Below are 20,899 nucleotides of genomic sequence, written 5' to 3' on the forward strand. Positions count from 1 at the left end.
CCGCACACCCCCGCGGGCACCGCGCGCGGGGGCTCGGGGCTCACCCGTTCGGGTGCCGGTCGCCCTGCCCGTCCGTCCGGCCGCGCTCCTCTTCGCCCTCCTCGCTCTCGCTGCCGGTGGGCGTCGGGGTGGGCGAGCCGGAGGGGGAGGAGGACGGCGAGCCCGACGGGGTGCCGCTCGGCGCCGACACCGTCGCCCGCGAGGAGGCGGTCGACGAGGGGCCGGCGGGCTCCGTGGAGCTGCCGCCGGGGCTGGGCCCGGGTGTCGCCGGGTCCGCCGTCGGAGCGGGCGGCGGGGCCGTGGAGGGCCGGGAGCGCTGCGCGCGGTCCGGCGCGCCGGCCCGCGCGGCGGGCGGGCTCGCCGCCGTCGGGGTGCCGGCGTCGGGCGTACCGGCGGAGTTCGTCGGCAGCGGTCCGAACGGGGCGTCGGGGCGCTCGTCGGCGCGGTCGGCGTCGGGCCTGCCGTCACCGCCGAGCACGTTCGCCGCGACCAGCCCGCCGGAGAGCGCCGCCACCCCGGCCGCCGCGAGCGCCGCGAGCCGCGCGCGGGGCGGGCGCCGGCGCCGTCCCCGGCCGTGCCGGGCACGGCCGGGGACGACGGGGTGCTCCAGCGTGCCGTCGTCCGGTGGCGCCTGCGCGTACGGGGAGGAAGTGTCCGGGTACGCCGCGCGGCCCTCGGCGAACAGCTCCAGGTCCCGCGGATCCGGCCCCGGCACCGCGGGGCCCGGCTCCTGGAGCGGGAGGGGCCCGCCGTCCGCCGGGGCGCCCGGGACCCGGCCGGCGGCGGCGCACCAGGGCGCGCCGCCCGCGTCGTGCCACCTGCCGCAGGCCGGACAGTCCATCATGGCCACCTGACCTCGCCGTCCTTCCGTGGCGTGGAGGGGTCTGCCGACGAATCCTCAGTCTGCCAGCGGGCAACTGCGGCCGTAGCGTACTGAATCAGCATATATGAGCGCCGCCTGAGACTCGTCTCACACGGCGCCCACACCCGTCCCCGCGGTTACGGCACCACCACGATCTTCCGGCCCTTCCCCGACGCGAACTGCTCCAGGGCGGCCGGGTACTGCTCCAGCGGCAGCCGGTCGCTGATGAGCAGCTCGGGGTCGAGCACGTCCGCGGCGAAGAGCTCCGCCGCGCGCTCGTAGCTGTGCAGCACGGCCATCGAACCGGTGATGGTGATCTCCTGGTTGTAGATGCGGTACGGCTCGATGGTCGCCTTCGTCGCGTAGTCCGCCACCCCGAACTGCAGGAACGTGCCGGCCTTCCCGACCCGGCCCAGGCCGTCCTGGATCGCCGCCGCGTTGCCGGTGGCGTCGATGACGACGTCCCACCCCTCCGGCTGCCCGAACTCCTCCGGCGTGGCCGCCGCCCGGCTGCATCCCACCTTCTGCGCGGTGGCGAGCCGTTCGGGGTTGAGGTCGACCACGTCGACCGCCGCGGCGCCGGTCCGCTTGGCCAGCTCCAGCATCATCAGGCCCATCGTGCCCGTGCCGTAGATCAGCACATGGGCGGCGAGCTTGCTGTTGAGCACGTCGTAGCCGCGGACCGCGCACGACAGGGGCTCGATCAGCGCCGCGTCCTGGGTGCGTACGTGGTCGGGCAGCCGGACGCAGTTGGCGACCGGCGCGACCGCGTACTCCGCCGCCCCGCCGGCGACGGTGACGCCGATGGCCCCCCACCGCTCGCACAGGTTGCCGTGGCCCGTACGGCACTTGCGGCACTCGTGGCAGTACAGCGACGGGTCGACGGCGACCCGGTCGCCGACCGCGACCTCGGTGACGTCGCGGCCGATGCCGACGACCTCGCCCGCGAACTCGTGCCCCGGCACCACCGGCAGCGTGGGCGCGAACTCGCCCTGCAGGATGTGCAGATCGGTTCCGCACAGCCCGCACGCCGCCACGTCCACCACGACCTCGCGCGGGCCGGGGGAGGGGTCGGGGACGTCGGTCACGGTGACCGTGCCGGGGGCTTCGATGACGGCGGCCCTCATTTGACGGCTCCTAGGGACAGGCCCTGGACCAGCTTGTCCTGGGCGGCGAACCCGGCGGCGAGCACCGGGAGGGAGATGACGACGGAGGCGGCGCAGACCTGGGCGAGGAAGAGCCCCTGACTGGTGATGAAGCGGGTGAGGAAGACGGGGGCGGTCTCCGCCGTCACCCCCGTGAGCACCCGCGCGAACAGCATCTCGTTCCAGCTGAAGATGAAGCAGATGAGCGAGGTGGCGGCGATGCCGGGCCCGGCGACCGGGGCGATCACCCGGGTGAGCACGGTGGTGAGCTTCGCCCCGTCGATCTGCGCGGCCTCCACGATCGAGACGGGGATGTCCGCGAGGAACGACTGCAGCATCCACACCGCGATCGGCAGGTTCATCGACGTGTACAGCAGGACGAGCAGCCAGATGTTGTCGAGCATCCCGGTGTTCTTGGCGAACAGGTAGATCGGGAGCAGCCCGGCGACCACCGGCAGCATCTTGGTGGAGAGGAAGAAGAACAGCACGTCGGTCCAGCGCTTCACGCGCCGGATGGAGAGCGCGTACGCGGCCGGCAGCGCCAGCGCGAGCACCAGCACGGTCGAGAAGACGCTCGCCATCAGCGAGTTGATCAGCGCCGGCCACGGGCTGGGGCCGCCGCCGGAGCCGAAGAACGTGCGGTAGCCGTCGAGCGTGAGCGACGCGGCGACCGCCGGCGGGTTGGCGGCGGCGTCGGTCTCCGCGTGCAGCGAGGTGAGCACCATCCACGCCACCGGCAGGAAGAACGCGATGCCGACGAGCCAGGCCAGCAGCCCGAGCCCGGCGCTGCGGCGCCGCGCCTTGCGCAGGGCGGGCGGCAGTGCGGCGCGGCCGGTGCGGGCCGGCTTCTCCGCCGTCGCTACGGTCGTGGTCATGCGCGGGACACCTCCTCCCGGAACAGGGACGACACGACGCGCAGCGCGAAGGTCGCGATGACGATGGAGCCGATGACGACGAGCACGCCGGCGGCCGAGGCCAGCCCGTACTCGTGCGCCTGGTAGAAGGTCTGGTAGATCGTGTACGGCAGGTTGGCGGTGCCCAGCCCGCCCGAGGTGATGGTGAACACCGCGTCGAAGTTCTGCACGATGTACACCGAGCCCAGCAGCACGCCCAGTTCGAGATAGCGGCGCAGATGCGGCAGCGTGAGGTAGCGGAAGATCTGGAAGCTGGTGGCGCCGTCGAGCCTGGCGGCCTCGACCATCTCCGTCGGCCGGCTCTGCAGCCCGGCCAGCAGGATCAGCATCATGAACGGCGTCCACTGCCAGATCAGCGCGGCCTCGACGGCGATCAGCGGCATGTCCGACACCCAGTCCGGCTGCGGTGGCGTGTCGTCGCCGAACAGCTCCGCGACCCAGGTGATGGCGCCGTTGAAGAGGCCGTACTCGGGGTTGTAGAGCGCGTGCTTCCACAGCAGCGCGGCCGCGACCGGCACCAGCAGGAACGGCGCGATGAGCAGCGTGCGCACCACCCCGCGGCCGGGGAACGTCCGGTCGAGCAGCAGCGCGATGAGCAGCCCGAGCACCACGCTGACCAGCACGACCGCGGCGGTCAGCACCGCCGTGGTCACCACCGACTCGCGCAGGCCCTCGTCGCTCGCCACCTGGCTGTAGTTGTCGAGCCCGGTGAAGCTGCGGTCGTCGGGGCGGAGCGAGTTCCAGTCGAAGAGGGAGATCACCAGTGTCGCCACGAACGGCAGTTGCGTGACGGCGATGAGGAACACCAGCGCCGGCAGCAGCGGCGCGCGGGTGGCCCAGGCCCGGGCCCCGCGGCCCGGCCGGCGGGGTGCCGGCCGGCCCGCGCGCGGCGCCGGGCGCTCGGTGCGTACGGCGGTCGGGGTACTCATCGGTCCCGGTACTCCCCGCCGACCTCCTCGGCCAGTTCCTGGGAGTTCTCCAGCGCGTCCTCCACGGACTGCTTGCCCGCGATGGCCGAGCTGATCTCCTGGGAGACCTTGGTGCCCAGATCGGAGAACTCCGGGATGCCGACGAACTGGATGCCGGGCGCGGGCCGCGGCTGGGTGCCCGGGTCGCGCGGGTCGGCGCCCTCGATCGCCTCGCGGGTGATGTCGGCGAAGGATCCCGCGGCCTTCAGGTAGTCCGGGTTGGAGTACGTCGACGCGCGCTTGCCCGCGGGCGCGTTGGCCCAGCCCAGCTCCTTGCCGACCAGCTCCTCGTACTCCTTGCTCGACGCCCAGGAGATGAACTTCCAGGCGCTCTCCGGCCGTTCGGACGCCTTCTGCACGCCCCACGCCCAGGTGTAGAGCCAGCCGGAGGACTCGGTCTTGTCGACGGGCGCCGGCGCATAGCCGATCTTGCCGCGGACGGGGGAGTCCTCGGCCTCCAGCGAGCCGGTGGCCGCGGTGGCGTCGTACCACATGGCGGTCTTGCCCTGGGTGAGGTTGTTCAGGCACTCGGCGTACCCGGACTGGGCCGCGCCGGCCTCGCCGTGCTCGCGGACGAGGTCGACGTAGAACTTCGCCGCCTTGGTGAACTCGGGCGAGGTGAGCTGCGCCTCCCAGTTCTCGTCGAACCAGGTGCCGCCCATGGTGTTGACCACCGTCGTCAGCGGCGCGATGACCTCGCCCCAGCCGGGCAGGCCGCGCAGGCAGATGCCCTTCATGCCGGGCTCGGCACCGTCCGCCTCGGCGGCGAGGTCGGCGACCTGCTGCCAGGTGGGCTTGTCGGGCATCTTCAGGCCGTTCTCGGCGAAGACGTCCTTGCGGTACATGAGGAACGACGACTCGCCGTAGAAGGGTTCGGCGTACAGCTTGCCGTCCTCGGCCGTCAGCGACTCGCGCATCGGCGCGAGGACGTCCTCCTGGTCGAACTTCGCGTCGTCCGCGGCGTACTCGTCCAGCGGCAGCAGCCAGCCGTTCTCGGCGAAGAAGGGCACCTCGAAGTTGCTGATGGTGGCCACGTCGTACTGGCCCGCCTGGTTGGCGAAGTCCTGGCTGATCTTGTCACGGACCTCGTTCTCCGGCAGCACGGTGAAGTTCACCTCGATGCCGGTCTTCTTCGTGAAGTGCTTGGCCGTCAGCTTCTGCAGCTCGACCATCTGCGGGTTGTTGACCATGACGACGTTGACGGAATCGTCGCCCCCGGAGCTGCCGCCGCCCCCCGCGCCGCTGCACGCGGCGAGCAGGGCCGCGGCGGTGGCCACGGGCACGAGGGTGCGGATGGTGCGCTTGCTGCGGGTCGGAGTGAGCATCGCATGCTCCCAAAGAGGGTCGGGGGCGGGAATCGGGGCGTACGGAGCCGGGCCACCCGGCTTGGTACTCGTCCGGGAAGGCGGGGCGTACACGGGTATGGGATGTGGTGAGCGGACGTGCGGAACGGGTGCCGGTCCCGTCAGGTCCTGATGACCTGCGGGCCGAGCAGCGAATACCGGTGGGCCTCCGCGGCGGGCAGCCCGGTGTCGGTGATGATCACGTCGAACTCCGAGACCTCGGCGAAGCGGCAGAAGCTCACCGCGCCGAACTTGGTGTGGATCCCGGCGAAGACCTTCCGCCGGGCCACCCGCATGGCCTGCGCCTTGACCTCGCTGACCGCCGGGTCCGGGGTGGTCAGCCCGTAGGCGCGGGAGATGCCGTTGGCGCCGACGTACGCCAGGTCGATGACGAAGCCGGCGAGCATCCTGGTCGTCCAGTGGTCCACGGTGGCCAGCGTGCTGCCGCGCACCCGGCCGCCGAGCAGTAACACCGTGACCCGGTCGTCCCCGGCCAGGGCGCTCGCGGTGGCGAGCGAGGCCGTGACGATGGTCAGCGGGCGGGGCCGCGGCAGCGCCTCGGCGATGAGCTGGGGGTTGAAGCCCTCGTCGATGAAGACCGTCTCGGCGTCGCCGAGAAGCTCCGCCGCCGCGGCGGCGATGCGCGACTTCTCCGGCACGTGCATGGTCGTGCGGTACGCGAGCGTGGTCTCGAACCCCGCGCTCTCCACCGGATACGCGCCGCCGTGCGTGCGCCGGACGAGCCCGTGGTCCTCCAGGAGCGTCAGGTCACGCCGCACGGTCTCCCGGGAGACACCCAGGTCGGCGGCGAGCTTGGCGACGTCCACCTTCCCGGTGCGCCGAGCGGTCTCCAGGATGACCCGTCTGCGTTCTTCTCCGTCCACGACGACCACCTGCCTTCGCGGTTTGGCTGTGGGGGGTGTTGTTTCGGAGTGGTGAAGCCCTGCCCGTTCGGGCTTCCGAAGGCATTTCTACCGGCGGCGGAACCCACCGGCCAGGCTTCCTGCAGCGCACGTCGTGACCGACTGTGCCCGCTTTCGCCGCCGTATCGCCGCTGGGAGGCGGCAGTCGGCCGCTTCCGGCGCGCGCCGGGCGTGCCCGCCCCGGCCGGGACGCGTGCCCGTTCGCTGCCCGGTTGGGCAACGGGCGTGGGTTCGGGCCCCGTTCGCTTCGGGAGGTGAACGCGGCGGGATCCGCCGGATCCATTGACGGCGCCCGCGCGAAGGAGTTCACTTTCGCACCGAAACAGGTCTGGACCAAGCTCGATACCCGGCTGACCAGTCGGGACGCCCGGCACCCGCGGCGTTCCCCCGGTCGGCAACCCCCCACCAGAGGATCGAGGCGCACCTTCATGACATCACGGAGCAAACGGCGTCGCCGTACGCCCGCCGTCCTGCTGCTCGCGGCCGTCTGCGCCGGGCTGAGCTGGACACCCGGCTCTGCCGGCGCCGCACCGGACGGCGCCCGGGCTGTGACCTTCGAAGACGACTTCGACGGACCCGCGGGTTCCGCCGTCGACGGCGGCAAGTGGCTGACCGAGACCGGCGACAACGTCAACAATCACGAGCGGCAGTTCTACACCGCGGGCAACGCCAACGCCGCGCTGGACGGCCAGGGGAACCTGGTCATCACCGCGCGCAAGGAGAACCCCGGCGACTACCAGTGCTGGTACGGCCGGTGCGAGTACACCTCCGCCCGGCTCAACACCTCCGGCCGCTTCACCACCACGTACGGCCACGTCGAGGCGCGGATGAAGCTGCCGCGCGGGCAGGGCATGTGGCCGGCGTTCTGGATGCTCGGCGACGACATCGGCCAGGTCGGCTGGCCGGCCAGCGGCGAGATCGACGTGATGGAGAACGTCGGCTTCGAGCCCGGCACCGTCCACGGCACGATCCACGGTCCCGACTACTCCGGCTCCGGCGGCATCGGGGCCGGCTACTCACTGCCGGGCGGCGAGGCGTTCGCCGACGGGTTCCACACCTTCGCCGTCGACTGGTCGCCGAACGAGATCACCTGGTCCGTCGACGGCACCGTCTACCAGACGCGCACACCCGCCGACCTCGGCGGCAAGCGGTGGGTCTTCGACAAGCCGTTCTTCCTCATACTCAACCTCGCGGTCGGCGGCTACTGGCCGGGGGACCCGGACGGCAGCACGTCCTTCCCGCAGCAGCTCGTCGTGGACTACGTCCGCGTCACCACGCCCGGCGCCGCGCGGTAGCCCCGCGGGCCTACGTACGGTAGCTCTGGATCCGGCGGCCGTGGCCGCGTTCGGTCAGCGCCGCGAGGCGCGGCGCGAGCTCGGCCGCGACCTCCGGCACGTCGACGGTGAGCAACCGCCGGTCGCGCATGAGGACCCGGCCGTCGACGATCGTCGTGCGCACGTCGGCGGCGCGGGCACTGTGCACCAGGGTGGCGGCGAGGTCGTGCACGGGCTGCGTGTGGGGCCCCGTCAGATCGACCAGGATCACGTCGGCCCGGCGGCCGGGCGCCAGCGAACCCACCCGGTCGCCGAGACCGACGACCCGCGCGCTCTGGGTCGTCGCGTGGTGCAGCACCTGGCGCGCGGTCGCCCAGGTGGCGTCCCGCTCGGCGGACTTCTGCACCAGCGCGGTGAGGGCCATGCTCTCCCAGACGTCGAGCGTGTTGTTGGACGCGGCCCCGTCGGTCGCCAGCCCCACCGGCACGCCGGCCGCCCGCAGCGCGCGCACGGGCGTGGTGTCCCAGCCGAACTTCAGATAGCCGCGCGGCGCGGTGGCCACCCCGGCGGCCGGCGCCCGGCCCAGCAGCTCGATGTCGGCGTCCGTGAGCCCCGTGCCGTGCGCGATCAGCACGTCGGTGTCGAGGAGTCCGCAGCGCCGGAGCACCTCGATCGGCGTACGGCCGTGCCGGGCGAGGCTGGCCTCGGTCTGCTCCCGGTTCTCCGCGGCGTGCAGATGGACCAGCAGCCCGTGCTCCCGCGCCAGCCGGGCGGTGGCCGCCAGGTCGTCGTCCGTCACGGTGTACGGCGCGTGCGGCGCCAGGCACGTGGTGATCCGCCCGTCCGCGCCGCCGGCGCGGCGCAGCGCGAAGTCCAGCGACCGCTCGCGGCCTTCGGCGCCCTGGGAGGAGAAGTACGCCAGGCCCAGCACCGCGCGCAGCCCGGTGGCCGTGACGGCGTCGGCGACCCGGTCCATGGCGAAGTAGTGGTCGGCGAACGTCGTCACGCCGCCGCGGATCATCTCGGCGCAGGCCAGCAGCGCGCCCAGCTCCACGTCCCGGTCGGTGAGGTTGCTCTCCACCGGCCAGATCCAGTCGTCGAACCACTCCTCGACCGGCACGTCCTCGGCGAACCCGCGCAGGAAGACCATCGGCGCGTGCGTATGGCAGTTGACCAGCCCCGGCATGGCGACCTGGCCGCGGGCGTCGATGCGCTCGGCCGCCGGCACCCGCGCGGCCTCGGCCGCCGTCGTCACCGCCGCGATGGCGCCGTCCCTGATCACGATCCCCGCGTCCTCGGCGAAGTCCACCTCGCCGAGGGGTCCGTGGACCAGCGCGGTGCAGCCCTCGATCACGAGGCCGGCGGGCTCCGCGCCAGGCCCGGGGTCGGCGGTGTGCTCCGGCTGCGCCATGCTCGGCTCCTCGATCGGCCCGGGGATCTCTTCGGGAACGCTACCGGCCGCGACCGGCGGCGCGCGGCGCGTTCCGTCCGTACGCGGACGGCCGCGGGCGGCGCCCGCTGCCGCGGGCCTTGACGCCCGCTGCTCCGAGTGGGTGTATGGGAGCGCTCCCAGAATCCGCGTCAACCGACTTGCGAGGAGCCGCACATGAGCGCACCGAGAACCACACCCCCCACCGCTCGCGGACGCCGCCGGCGCGGCGGGACCCGTACCGGACGCGCCCTGCTCGCCGCCCTGCTCGGCCTGGCCGCCGCCGTCGCCGGGTTCGGCCCCGGCGCGCAGGCCGAGCCCGCCGGCGCGGCCGCAGGGCTGCACACCGAGGGCGGACGGCTGCTGGAGGGCAACGGCAACGACTTCGTGCTGCGCGGCGTGAACCACCCGCACGCCTGGTACACCGGCGAGCTGGACTCGCTGCGCGAGATCAAGCAACTGGGCGCGAACAGCGTGCGCGTGGTCCTGGCCACCGGCGACCGCTGGCCGCGCAGCGACACCGCCGACGTCGACAACGTTGTCTCCCAGTGCAAGGCGAACCGCCTGATCTGCGTGCTGGAGGTCCACGACACCACCGGCTACGGCGAGGAGGGCGCCGCCGTCTCCCTCGACCGCGCCGCCGACTACTGGATCAGCGTCCGCGACGCCCTCGTCGGCGAGGAGGACTACGTCATCGTCAACCTCGGCAACGAGCCGCACGGCAACCAGGGCTACGAGCGCTGGACCGCCGACACCCGGGGCGCCATCGCCAAGCTGCGCGCCGCAGGACTGCGGCACACTCTGATGGCCGACGCCCCCAACTGGGGCCAGGACTGGACGAACACCATGCGCGCCAACGCGCGCGCCGTCGCCGACTCCGACCCGCAGGGCGACACGCTCTTCTCGATCCACATGTACGGCGTCTACGACACCGCCGCGGAGATCGAGGACTACCTGATGTCGTTCACCGAGGCCGGACTGCCCATCGCCGTCGGCGAGTTCGGGCACGACCACTCCGACGGCAATCCCGACGAGGACGCCATCATGCGCCTCACCCGGGAACTGGGCCTCGGCTATCTGGGCTGGTCGTACAGCGGCAACGGCGGCGGCGTCGAATACCTCGACATGGTGCGGAACTTCGACCCGGCCGCGCTGACCGACTGGGGGCGGCGCTTCTTCCAGGGCCAGGACGGCATCGCGGCCACCGCGAAGGAGGCCACCGTCTACGGCGGCTGAGCACCGGCCACCGCCACGCCCGCCCGGCGGTACGGGGCTGGCCCCCGGCCGCCGGACGGGCAGCGGCGCCGTGCCGCCCGGGGACCGGCCCCGTACGGCGGCCACGCCGGGCCCGTACCGCCGCCGCCCGGGCCCGCTCCGGCCCGGGGCGCCGCTCAGCTTCCCGTGCCGCCCGGCCCGCCGAAGCTCGTGTACACCGCCGCCAGGTCCTCGCGGCCGTGCCCCGCCGCCGACGCCTGCCCGTACAGCCCGCGCAGCGCCGCCAGCAGCGTCGTGTCGACCCCCGCGCCGCGGGCCGCGCCGTCGATCAGGTCGACGTCCTTCAGCGCGGCGTCGAGCGCGAACTGCGGCTCGTACGAGCCCGCGAGCATCCCCTCGCCCTTCGCGTGCGCGTACCCGCAGTCCGCGGGCGCGCCCTCGATGGCCGTGAGGAACAGCTTCGGGTCCAGCCCGAGGGCACCGGCCAGGGCGAGCGACTGGGCCGCCGCCGCCGTGATCGAGGCGATCCAGGCGTTGCACGCGAGCTTCAGCGCCGTACCCGCGCCGACCTCGGGACCGGCCCACACGGTCTTCACCGAGATGGCCGCCGTCAGCGGCTCGATCCGGGCGAAGACGGCCGGGTCGCCCGCCGTCAGCAGCGTCAGCCGGCCGGTCTCCGCGGGCTGCCTGGTGCCCAGAAGCATGGCCTCCACCAGCGTGCGCCCCGCCCCCGCGGCCAGCTCGGCGGCCATACGGGTCCCCTCGGGGCCGACGGTGGCCGTCTGCACCCACACGGTGTCCTCGGGCGACGCCGCCAGCGCGTCCCCCAGGACGGCGAGCACGGCGTCCGCGTCGTAGAGCGCGATCAGTACCGCGTCGGCGTCGCGCACCGCCTCCGCCGCGCTCGGCGCGACCCGCGCGCCGTCGGCGGCGAGCGGCCGTGCGCGCTCCGGCGTGCGGTTCCAGACGGTCACCTCGACGCCGCCGCGGAGCAGCGAGCGCGCCATGCCGGCGCCCATCACGCCCGTTCCCAGCACTGCAGCTTTCACCTTGCGGACTCCTCTGTCGTTGCTCGGCCTGCGCGGCGCCGTCCCGGACGGACGGCGGGTCACCACTCCTCGTGTTCGTCCGGGTCGCCGCCCACGCGCCGCTGCGGCCGCCCGGCGACCGCGGCCATCTCGGCGGCCGACAGCTCGAAGCCGAAGACGTCGAGGTTCTCCCGCTGCCGTACCGGATCCGCGGACTTCGGGATGGGCACGGCGTCGAGCTGCGTATGCCAGCGCAGCACCGCCTGGGCGGGCGTCACGCCGTGCGCCTCGGCCACCCGGGCGATCGACGCGTCGCGCAGCACGTCGGTGCCGCGGCCCAGCGGGCTCCAGCTCTGGGTGACGATGCCCTTCCGGGCGTGGTACGAGCGCAGCTCCTCCTGCGGGAAGTGCGGGTGCAGCTCGATCTGGTTGACCGCCGGCAGCACGCCCGTCTCCCGCTCCAGCCGGTCGAGTTGGGCGACGGTGAAGTTGGAGACGCCGATGGAGCGTACGAGGTCCTCCTCGCGCAGCTTGATCATCGCGCGCCAGGAGTCGGTGTACAGGTCCACGCGCGGCAGCGGCCAGTGGATCAGGTACAGGTCGACATAGCCCACGCCCAGCCGCCTGCGGGACTCCTCGAAGGAGGCGAGCGTCTCCTCGTAGCCGTGGTGGCGGCCGGGGAGCTTGGTGGTGACCACGACGTCCTGGCGGGGCACGCCGCTGCGGGCGATGCCGCGCCCGGTGCCCGTCTCGTTGCCGTAGTTGAGCGCGGTGTCGACCAGCCGGTAGCCGGTCTCCAGGGCGGTGGCGACCGCCCGCTCGGCCTGTGCGTCGTCCATCGGGTACGTGCCGAGGCCGAGGGCGGGGAGCTTCGTACCGTCGTTGAGCCTGCGGACCGGGACGCTGGTCACACGTGCTCCTTCCCTTTATCGTACGGTGCGTTCAGTATAAGGCGGACGCCGGAGGCGGGCATGGGCGAAACGGGCGGGCCGCGCGCGCCGCGGGGCCGGCCGCGCAGCGAGCGGGCCAGGGCCGCGGTGCTCGCCGCCGCCACGGAACTGCTGGTGGCCGGCGGGGTGCAGGCGGTCACCATGGAGGCGATAGCCGCCAGGGCGCGGGTCAGCAAGTCGACGGTCTACAAGTGGTGGCCCACGCGCGGGCACGTGATGCTCGACAGCCTGGCGCACGTCACCGGGGACCCGCCCGCCGGGCCGGCCGCCGGCGCGAGCCTCGCCGACGCCCTCGCCGCCGAGGCCGGCGCGCTCGTCCGGGTCTTCCGCGACACCGCCGCCGGGCCCCTGGTGGCCGACCTCGCCGCCGCCGCGCAGGCCGACCCGGGTATCCGTTCCGCGCTCGACGAGCGATGGGTGCGCCCGCGCCGCGCCGCCTGCGCCCGGCTGCTCCACGACGCCGTGGCCCGCGGCGAACTGCGGCCGGACACCGATGTCGCGGCCGCCCTCGACCAGCTTTTCGCGCCCGTCTACCACCGGCTGCTCTTCGGCCACGCCCCGCTCGCCGAGGACCTCGCCGCCACCCTCGTACGCCAGCTCCTCGACGGTCTCGGCGGCGACCGCGTGCGATCGGACGAAGATCGGTGATCAACCGGGCGACAGTCCCGCACCCGACCTATTCGGTGCAAGAACTCCCTTACGTCCCCAGCGGGGTGGCCGGGTGTCCGCGGACTGGACGCGATCGCACGGCGGGCCGTAGCGTGCTCTTCCGCGCGGGCGGACAGCGAAGGCAAGTGGTCGGCCTCCCGATCAACCGGCACCTGGGGGGTGCTTACCGAATGGATCCGTTCTGTGTGCGCCCGGCCAGCGGGCCACGGACGGGCTGACCGGGCATGGCGGAAGCTGACGCACCGCTCGCGGAGGCGATACGCGCCGCACGGGCCGGCGACGAGACCGCGTTCGTGCACCTGTACAGAGCCCTGCACCCCTGCCTCGTCCGCTACGTCGGCACCCTCGTCGGCGATGCCGCGGGCGACGGCGACGCCGAGGAGGTCACCGCGGGAGCCTGGCAGGACATCGCACGCGATCTGCGCGCGTTCGACGGTGACGCCCTGAGCTTTCGCGCCTGGTGCGCCCGCATCGCCCGCACCCGCGCGCTCGCGCACCTCCGCGACCGCCCGGGCCCCGGTCCCGGTCCGCGGGGCTCCGGCGGCGTCCCGAGCCCCCAGGGGGTCCCGGGGCGGCCGGAGGGCGGGCGTAGCCTTGCCCTGATCGCCTGGCTGCCGCGCGCGGAAGCCGACGCCGTCGCGCTGCGGGCGATCGTGGGGCTGGACGCCGAGCGAGCCGCCTACGTGCTCGGCACGAGCCCCGCCGCGGCCCGCTCCGCCACCCTGCGCGGTCTGCGCCTGCTGGCGGACCAGCTCGGCGACGCCGCGGCCGGCGCCTGTCCGGCCGGCGCACCGGCAGAGGACGTGACCTGCACGGCCACGTGGATGCTCAGGGGTATCTGATGGGCGACGACGACCGGAACACCTGGCTCGACCAGCGCGCCGCCGAGCGGCTGATCGCCGGCGAGCAGTTGGACGCCGGGCCCGTGCTGCCGCCCGCCGACCGGGACACCGCCGAGCGGCTGGCCGCGCTGCTGGACACCGCGGCCCGCGCCGCCCGCCCGGCGCTCGACACCGAACTGCCGGGGGAGCAGGCGGCGCTGGCCGCGTTCCGCGCCGCCCGCGCCGCGGATGCCGCGGGACCGGCGGGATCGGCCCGCGGCGAGGAGGCCGCCAACGGCCGGGAGGTGAACGGCCGGGCCGTCAACGGCCGGGCCGCCAACGGTTCCCGCCCCGGCTGCGAGGCCCGCGTGCCGGGACGGCGGGTGCCCGTCGAGCCGGTGGTGCGGCTCGCGCCGTCGTCCGCGGGGGCCGCCCCCGTACGCCGTACGCCCCGGCGGCTGCGGCGCCTGCGCACCGCCGCCGCGGTCACCGCGGCCGGCTGCGTGCTCGGCGGCGTCGCGCTCGGGGCCGGCGCGATCCTGCGTACGCCGCCCGACGCTCCCGGCCCCTCCACGGGACCCGCCGTCTCGCCGACGGCCACCCCGGAAACGGACCCCACCGGTGGCGACCACGCCGACGAGGGCGCCGCGTCCGCGGGCGGCAGCCGGCTGGACGACAGACCCGAGGGCAGACGCGACGAGCCGGACACCCGCACCGCGCCCGGCGGCGCCGCCGCCGGGCCGGACGGCACGCGGGACGAGGACGCCGGCCAGGGCGGCTCTGGCCAGGGCGAGGAGCGGGGCGCGCCGGGCAACGCGGTGCGGCGGCATTGCGAGAAGTTCCTCGCCGAACGCGACGGCGAGGGTCCGGTCAACGACAACAGGTCCTGGAACCGGCTCGTCCGCGAGGCCGGCGGCGAGGAGGCCGTCGCCGGCTTCTGCGAGAAGCACTTCGGCGACGGCGCCGGGAGCGACCACGGCACGAGCGACGGCGGCCACGGCGAGGACGACGAAGGCGACGAGGACGACTGAGCGCCCGGCGCCGGGCCCGTACGCCCTCACCCGAACTGCGTCAGCACCATCGTCACCAGCCACAGCACGATGGCGCACCCGATCGTGACCACCGGCCAGCTCCGCGCCGTCTCGCCCAGCGGATGCCGCCGCCGGACCGAGGTCCACACCACCCAGAACGCCTCCGCCTCAGCGGGCTCCACGCGCTCACCGTCCAGCAGCCACAGCGCGGGCGCGTCACCGCCCGGCGCCGCCAAGCCCGAGGGCGCGCGGTCGTCGCGCACCCGCCCGACCTCCTTCACCAGCCGGCCGCCGCAGTAGCTCTCGCGTCGGATCAAGGGCCGTTCCTCTCGGTGGCGGATGCCGCGAAATGACGGTGCACGGGCAAGGAAGTCGATCATAAGGTGGGCCGGTGACGGACGACGAACGCGAGCGCCTGCGGGCGACCTTCACCGAGGCGCCGGAGCTCTACGACCGGGCCCGGCCCCGCTACCCGGGGGAGATGTACGACGACCTCGACGCCGCCGTGCCCGGCGGCCTCGGTCCCGGCTGCCGGGTGCTGGAGATCGGCTGCGGCACCGGGCAGGCCACCGTGCCGGTCGCCGAGCGCGGCTGCCGGGTGACCGCGGTGGAACTGGGCGCGGGCATGGCGCGGGTGGCGCGCCGCAACCTCGCCGCGTTCCCGGACGTGCGGGTCGAGAACGCGGTGTTCGAGGAGTGGCCGCTGCCGCCCGAACCGTTCGACGTGGTGCTCGCCGCCACCGCGTTCGCCTGGGTCGACCCCGCGGTCCGGGTACCGAAGTCGGCGGACGCGCTGCGCCCCGGCGGGGTGCTGGCGACCATCCGCACCCACCATGTGGCCGGCGGCAGCGAGGAGTTCTTCGCCGCGGCACAGGACTGCTACGAGCGCTTCGACCCGGCGACCCCGCCGGGCCTGCGGCTGCGGCCCGCGGATGCCGTCCCCGAGGACCGCGACGACCTGCGCGGCGAGGAGCGCTTCGCGGCGCCGGTCTTCCACCGGTACGAGTGGGAGCTGCCGTACTCCACCGCGGAGTACCTCGACGTGCTGCGCACGTACTCCGGCCACCGGGCGCTGCCCGCCCCGGCCAGGGACGCGCTGCTCGCCTGCCTCGCCGGCCTGATCGACGGGCGGCACGGCGGCCGGATCGTCAAGCGCTACCTCACCGAGCTGCGGATCGCCCGCCGCCTCGGCTGACGGGCCGTCAGCCGTCCCGGTAGCGCAGCAGCAGCATCGCCGCGTCGTCGTGCAGCGGCGCCCGGACGTGCTCGATCACGTCCTGGCGCAGCGCGGTCAGAGCCCCCTCCGGGTCGGGGTCCTTGAGCAGCCGGGCCCGCTGCTCCAGCGGGTAGAAGGCCCCGGCACGGTCGCGGGCCTCGGTGACGCCGTCGGTGTAGAACAGCAGTTGGTCTCCGGGCGCGAACCCCGCCGTGTGCGGCTGCGGCTGGGCGACGCCGTGCTCCCCGAGACCGAGCGGTAAAGCCCGCTGCGGCGGAGCGAGATAGCGGACGTCGCCGTCCTGGCGCACCGCCAGCGGCGCGGGGTGCCCGAAGTTGAGCAGCGTCACCTCCTGGCCGGAGCCCACCTCGGCGAGGATGGCGGTGACGAACTTCTCGCCGTCGAGCTGCCGGTCGAGTGCCCGCTCCAGCCGCTCCCCGACGGCCGTCAGGTCCGGTTCGTCGTACGCCGCCTCGCGGAAGGCGCTGAGCACCACCGCCGCGGTCTCCACGGCCTCCAGGCCCTTGCCCTGTACGTCCCCGACGATCAGCCGGACGCCGGCCGGCGAGGTCACCACCTCGTACAGGTCGCCCCCGATCCGCGCCTCGGCCACGGCCGAGGTGTACGAGACCGCCGCCCGCAGCCGCCCGGCGCTGCGGGGCACCGGGCGCAGCAGCACGCGCTGCGCCACCTCGGCGATCGACCGCACGCTGGCGAGTTCCTCCTCGCGGCGATGTCGCATCCGCACCGCGAGCAGGGCGGCCACCGTGACGCCGACGACGGACAGCAGGGCCACGTAGCCGCGCCGCGACTCGAACATCACGTCGGAGATGCCCAGCAGGACGCAGAGCACCAGCGCGATCCCGCCGACGAACACCGTGCGCTGCCAGCCGCCGACCAGGCCGGCGAAGGCCGGCCCGAGCGAGACCAGGGGGAGGAACCCGACGTCGGGTCCCGCGGTGACGTCCACGATCGCGACGCAGCCCATGACTGCGTACGGCAGCGCGTTGAGCGTGCGGTGATGCGGCAACTTCCGGTCGGTCATGCGCTACTCGCTACTCCAGCCGCTGGTCGGCTCTGCACCTCGGACGGCGCGGAGATACGGCCCCCGTCGCGGCCGGCCCCACTCCCGTGAGGCTAGGCAAGGATCGGCCCATCCGGGACCGATGCGGCCGAATCGTTGCCTGTCCGGCACCGGGCCCGGTGCCCCGGCCGTCGTACGGCCGGGGCAAAACCCCCGCAACCGGGCGGTCGGCGGCGGCGGTTCCCGCCGGGCGTGGCCGGATCCGAACGGGCCACGGTCGGAGCAGGTCGCGACGCGAACGAACGTCCATTGTTCCGCAGACGCGGCCCCGCCGTCATGGGTCCGGACGGGGTAGGACGACCGGCTTCCATGCGGCGCCCCGCCCCGCGGCCCGGTACGTGCTCCCGTGCTGAAGCAATCACTCCGGTACAACGCGAGGTTGTCCTACCGGGCGTGTTCGTTGTTTGAAACGGCCCGCGACCTGGGGATTTGATGGCGCTCCTGACAACGCCCCGTTGTGTGAGGAGCCGTCGTGGCCAAGCCGCCTTTTACGCATCTGCATGTGCACACGCAGTATTCGCTGCTGGATGGGGCGGCGCGGTTGAAGGATATGTTCGCGGCGTGTCGTGAGATGGGGATGTCGCATATCGCGATGACGGATCATGGGAATCTTCATGGTGCGTATGACTTCTTTGTGCAGGCGTCGGCGGCGGGGGTGACGCCGATCATCGGTATCGAGGCGTATGTGGCGCCGGAGTCGCGGCGGAACAAGCGGAAGGTGCAGTGGGGGCAGCCGCATCAGAAGCGTGATGACGTGTCGGGTTCCGGTGGGTATACGCACAAGACGATCTGGGCGTCTTCGCGTACGGGTTTGCATAATTTGTTCCGGTTGTCGTCTGATGCGTACAAGGAGGGGTGGCTGCAGAAGTGGCCGCGGATGGACAAGGAGGTGATCGCGGAGCATGCGGAGGGGTTGATCGCTTCTACGGGGTGTCCTTCGGGTGAGGTGCAGACGCGGTTGCGGCTGGGGCAGTTCGACGAGGCGCTGGCGGCGGCGGCGTGGTATCAGGAGGTGTTCGGGAAGCAGCGGTATTTCCTGGAGCTGATGGATCACGGGATCGAGATCGAGCGGCGGGTGCGGGACGGGCTGCTGGAGATCGGGCGGAAGCTGGGGATTCCGCCGCTGGTGACGAATGATTCGCATTACACGTATGCGCAGGAGGCGGGGGCGCATGATGCGTTGTTGTGTATTCAGACGGGGAAGAATCTTTCCGATCCGGATCGGTTCAGGTTCGATGGGACGGGTTATTACCTGAAGTCGACCGAGGAGATGTATGCGGTCGATTCGTCGGATGCGTGGCAGGAGGGGTGTGCGAACACGCTGCTGGTGGCGGAGCAGATCGACACCTCGGGGTGGTTCGAGAAGCGCGACCTGATGCCCCGCTTCGAGGTCCCCGAGGGCTACAGCGAAGTCACCTGGTTCCGCGAGGAAGTGTGGAACGGCATGCGCCGCCGCTATCCGGACGGCTGGGACGAGAACTACCGCAAGCAGGCCGAGTATGAGATGGACGTCATCGTCCAGATGGGGTTCCCGGGGTACTTCCTGGTGGTCGCGGACTTCATCATGTGGGCGAAGAACAACGGGATCGCGGTGGGCCCGGGACGTGGCTCGGCGGCGGGATCGCTCGTGTCGTACGCGATGGGGATCACGGACCTGGACCCGATCGAGCACGGGCTGATCTTCGAGCGGTTCCTCAATCCGGAGCGGGTGTCGATGCCGGATGTCGACATCGACTTCGACGAGCGCAGGCGGGCGGAGGTGATCCGCTACGTCACGGAGAAGTACGGCGCCGACAAGGTCGCGATGATCGGTACGTACGGCACGATCAAGGCGAAGAACGCGATCAAGGACTCCGCGCGGGTGCTGGGCTATCCGTACGCGATGGGCGACCGGATCACCAAGGCCATGCCCGCCGACGTCGGCGGCCACGGCATCGACCTCGCGGGCATCACCGACCCCGCGCACCCCCGCCACGCCGAGGCGGGCGAGGTCCGGTCGATGTACGAGAACGAGCCGGACGTGAAGAAGGTCATCGACACCGCGCGCGGAGTGGAAGGACTCGTGCGCCAGATGGGCGTGCACGCGGCCGGCGTGATCATGTCCAGCGAGCCGATCGTGGACCACGTCCCGGTCTGGGTGCGCCACAGCGACCAGGTGACGATCACGCAGTGGGACTACCCGACCTGCGAATCGCTCGGCCTGCTGAAGATGGACTTCCTCGGCCTGCGCAACCTCACCATCATGGACGACGCCGTGAAAATGGTGCGCGCCAACAAGGGAACCGACATCGAGCTGCTGTCCCTGCCGCTGAGCGACGCCAGGACCTTCGAGTTGCTGGGCCGCGGCGACACCCTCGGCGTCTTCCAGTTCGACGGCAGCGCGATGCGCTCCCTGCTCCGGCTCATGCGCCCCGACCACTTCGAGGACATCACCGCCGTCACCGCCCTCTACCGGCCGGGTCCCATGGGCATGAACTCGCACATCAACTACGCGCTGCGCAAGAACGGCCGCCAGGAGATCACCCCGATCCACCCGGACCTCGCCGAGCCGCTGAAGGAAGTCCTCGACATCACCTACGGGCTCGTCGTCTACCAGGAACAGGTGCAGAAGGCCGCGCAGGTGCTCGCCGGCTATTCGCTGGGCCAGGCGGACCTGCTGCGCCGGGCGATGGGCAAGAAGAAACAGGAAGTGCTCGACAAGGAGTTCGTCCCCTTCCGCGACGGCTGCCGGCAGCGCGGCTATACGGACGAGGCGGTGCAGGCGGTCTGGGACGTGCTGGTGCCCTTCGCCGGCTACGCGTACAACAAGGCGCACGCGGCGGCGTACGCGCTCGTGTCGTACTGGACGGCGTATCTCAAGGCGAACTACCCCGCCGAGTACATGGCCGCGCTGCTGACATCCGTGCGCGACGACAAGGACAAGTCCGCGGTCTACCTCAACGAGTGCCGGAAGATGGGCATCAAGGTGCTCCCGCCGGATGTCAACGAGTCCGACGCGAACTTCACTCCCCGCGGCGACGACACGATCGTGTTCGGCCTCACCGCCGTGCGCAACGTCGGGCAGAACGTCGTGGACTCCATCGTGCGCGGCCGGCAGTCCAAGGGCCCCTATGTCTCCTTTCCCGACTACCTCGGCAAGTCCGAACCGGTCGTCTGCAACAAGCGCACCACCGAATCGCTGATCAAGGCCGGCGCCTTCGACGCCCTCGGACACACCCGCAAAGGTCTCCTCGCCCGGTACGAGCCGATGATCGACGCCGTCGTCCAGGTCAAGCGGAAGGAGGCGGAGGGGCAGTTCGACCTCTTCGGCGGCATGGGCGACGAGGCCGCGGCGGACGAGCCGGGCTTCGGGCTCGACGTGCAGTTCACCGACGAGGAGTGGGAGAAGTCCTATCTGCTCGCCCAGGAGCGGGAGATGCTCGGGCTCTACGTCTCCGACCACCCGCTCTTCGGCATCGAGCACGTCCTGGACGACAGGGCCGACGCCTCCATCGCCGCGCTCAACGGCGGTGATCACGCCGACGGGGCGATCGTCACGATCGGCGGCATCATCTCCGGACTGCAGCGCAAGATGACCAAGCAGGGCAACGCCTGGGCCATCGCCACCGTCGAGGACCTCGGCGGCTCCATCGACTGCATGTTCTTTCCGGCCACGTACCAGTTGGTCTCCACCCAACTCGTCGAGGACGCCATCGTCTTCGTCAAGGGACGGCTCGACAAGCGCGAGGACGTGCCCCGGCTGGTCGCCATGGAACTCGCCGTCCCCGACCTCAGCACCGCGGGCGAACGCGCCCCCGTCCGCCTCGACATCACCGAGGCCCAGGTCACGCCCGAGTCCGTGGCCCGCCTCAAGACGGTGCTCCAGGCCCACCCCGGCCCGTCCGACGTGCACTTGCGGGTGCGCGGCCGGTCCCGTACGACGGTCTACCGCCTCGGCCACCGCATCGCGCCGCGCCCGGAGTTCTGGGCGGATCTGAAGGCGGCGGTCGCGGTGACCAGGGAGCCCGGCGCGTAGCGGGCGCCGCCG

Annotated in this window: 18 protein-coding genes; 7 read left to right on the forward strand and 11 right to left on the reverse strand. The window is 72.6% G+C overall.

Translation table 11 applies throughout. The features are described from left to right. Positions 1-40: 40 nt before the first annotated feature. The 6 genes from DMB38_RS35485 to DMB38_RS35510 form a co-directional block, all read right to left on the reverse strand. Positions 41-844, reverse strand: a complete 804-nt coding sequence (locus DMB38_RS35485; RefSeq protein WP_240662806.1) for a hypothetical protein — start codon at positions 842-844, stop codon at positions 41-43. A gap of 155 nt (positions 845-999) precedes the next feature. Continuing rightward, a complete protein-coding gene (locus DMB38_RS35490; RefSeq protein ID WP_125938635.1) occupies positions 1,000-1,989 on the reverse strand; it encodes a zinc-dependent alcohol dehydrogenase family protein in 990 nt (329 codons plus the stop codon). Further along, the gene (locus DMB38_RS35495; RefSeq protein ID WP_125938636.1) at positions 1,986-2,882 is read right to left on the reverse strand and encodes a carbohydrate ABC transporter permease; all 897 of its coding nucleotides are present in this window, start codon (positions 2,880-2,882) and stop codon (positions 1,986-1,988) included. Before DMB38_RS35495 ends, DMB38_RS35490 begins: the two co-directional genes overlap by 4 nt. Continuing rightward, positions 2,879-3,850, reverse strand: a complete 972-nt coding sequence (locus DMB38_RS35500) for a sugar ABC transporter permease (RefSeq protein ID WP_125938637.1) — start codon at positions 3,848-3,850, stop codon at positions 2,879-2,881. Before DMB38_RS35500 ends, DMB38_RS35495 begins: the two co-directional genes overlap by 4 nt. After that, positions 3,847-5,214, reverse strand: a complete 1,368-nt coding sequence (locus DMB38_RS35505; protein ID WP_125938638.1) for a sugar ABC transporter substrate-binding protein — start codon at positions 5,212-5,214, stop codon at positions 3,847-3,849. The genes DMB38_RS35500 and DMB38_RS35505 overlap by 4 nt, the downstream gene beginning before the upstream one ends. A 140-nt stretch (positions 5,215-5,354) precedes the next feature. After that, positions 5,355-6,116 carry a DeoR/GlpR family DNA-binding transcription regulator gene (locus DMB38_RS35510; RefSeq protein ID WP_173534911.1) on the reverse strand — a complete coding sequence of 254 codons (762 nt, stop codon included), beginning with the start codon at positions 6,114-6,116 and terminating at the stop codon, positions 5,355-5,357. A gap of 467 nt (positions 6,117-6,583) precedes the next feature. Between DMB38_RS35510 and DMB38_RS35515 the strand changes: the two genes are divergently transcribed. Next, positions 6,584-7,450: a glycoside hydrolase family 16 protein gene (locus DMB38_RS35515; RefSeq protein WP_240662645.1), complete on the forward strand. Its 867-nt coding sequence runs from the start codon at positions 6,584-6,586 to the stop codon at positions 7,448-7,450. A 10-nt stretch (positions 7,451-7,460) separates the two neighbouring features. Here DMB38_RS35515 and DMB38_RS35520 read toward each other — a convergent pair whose 3' ends face one another. Beyond that, a complete protein-coding gene (locus DMB38_RS35520; RefSeq protein WP_125938639.1) occupies positions 7,461-8,840 on the reverse strand; it encodes an amidohydrolase in 1,380 nt (459 codons plus the stop codon). Positions 8,841-9,035: 195 nt separating this feature from the next. Between DMB38_RS35520 and DMB38_RS35525 the strand changes: the two genes are divergently transcribed. After that, complete coding sequence (locus DMB38_RS35525) at positions 9,036-10,094, forward strand: glycoside hydrolase family 5 protein (RefSeq protein WP_125938640.1); 1,059 nt, start codon at positions 9,036-9,038, stop codon at positions 10,092-10,094. Positions 10,095-10,249: 155 nt separating this feature from the next. Here the strand turns inward: DMB38_RS35525 and DMB38_RS35530 are convergent, their stop codons facing one another. Together DMB38_RS35530 and DMB38_RS35535 are read right to left on the reverse strand one after the other, a co-directional pair. After that, complete coding sequence (locus tag DMB38_RS35530; protein WP_125938641.1) at positions 10,250-11,122, reverse strand: NAD(P)-dependent oxidoreductase; 873 nt, start codon at positions 11,120-11,122, stop codon at positions 10,250-10,252. Between the two features lie 59 nt (positions 11,123-11,181). Next, a complete protein-coding gene (locus DMB38_RS35535; protein WP_125938642.1) occupies positions 11,182-12,012 on the reverse strand; it encodes an aldo/keto reductase in 831 nt (276 codons plus the stop codon). 60 nt (positions 12,013-12,072) lie between these two features. On the opposite strand from DMB38_RS35535, the gene DMB38_RS35540 reads away from it, so the two are divergent. The 3 genes from DMB38_RS35540 (at position 12,073) to DMB38_RS35550 (ending at position 14,572) form a co-directional block, all read left to right on the forward strand. After that, positions 12,073-12,699 carry a TetR/AcrR family transcriptional regulator gene (locus DMB38_RS35540; RefSeq protein WP_125938643.1) on the forward strand — a complete coding sequence of 209 codons (627 nt, stop codon included), beginning with the start codon at positions 12,073-12,075 and terminating at the stop codon, positions 12,697-12,699. Positions 12,700-12,944: 245 nt separating this feature from the next. Continuing rightward, positions 12,945-13,562, forward strand: coding sequence for a sigma-70 family RNA polymerase sigma factor (locus DMB38_RS35545; RefSeq protein WP_125938644.1), 618 nt, complete (start codon positions 12,945-12,947; stop codon positions 13,560-13,562). Continuing rightward, positions 13,562-14,572: a hypothetical protein gene (locus DMB38_RS35550; protein ID WP_125938645.1), complete on the forward strand. Its 1,011-nt coding sequence runs from the start codon at positions 13,562-13,564 to the stop codon at positions 14,570-14,572. Before DMB38_RS35545 ends, DMB38_RS35550 begins: the two co-directional genes overlap by 1 nt. Positions 14,573-14,598: 26 nt before the next feature. On the opposite strand, the gene DMB38_RS35555 is transcribed toward DMB38_RS35550, so the two are convergent. Next, positions 14,599-14,889: a hypothetical protein gene (locus tag DMB38_RS35555; RefSeq protein ID WP_125938646.1), complete on the reverse strand. Its 291-nt coding sequence runs from the start codon at positions 14,887-14,889 to the stop codon at positions 14,599-14,601. Positions 14,890-14,963: 74 nt separating this feature from the next. Between DMB38_RS35555 and DMB38_RS35560 the strand changes: the two genes are divergently transcribed. Further along, entirely contained in the window at positions 14,964-15,767 is an 804-nt protein-coding gene (locus tag DMB38_RS35560) for a class I SAM-dependent methyltransferase (protein ID WP_125938647.1), read from the forward strand. A gap of 7 nt (positions 15,768-15,774) precedes the next feature. On the opposite strand, the gene DMB38_RS35565 is transcribed toward DMB38_RS35560, so the two are convergent. After that, positions 15,775-16,833 carry a PP2C family protein-serine/threonine phosphatase gene (locus DMB38_RS35565; RefSeq protein ID WP_125938648.1) on the reverse strand — a complete coding sequence of 353 codons (1,059 nt, stop codon included), beginning with the start codon at positions 16,831-16,833 and terminating at the stop codon, positions 15,775-15,777. A 511-nt stretch (positions 16,834-17,344) separates the two neighbouring features. Here DMB38_RS35565 and dnaE point away from each other — a divergent pair. Further along, complete coding sequence (gene dnaE / locus DMB38_RS35570; RefSeq protein WP_125938649.1) at positions 17,345-20,887, forward strand: DNA polymerase III subunit alpha; 3,543 nt, start codon at positions 17,345-17,347, stop codon at positions 20,885-20,887. Positions 20,888-20,899 lie beyond the last annotated feature (12 nt).

The organism is Streptomyces sp. WAC 06738, from assembly GCF_003945505.1.
Classification (GTDB): Bacteria; Actinomycetota; Actinomycetes; order Streptomycetales; family Streptomycetaceae; genus Streptomyces.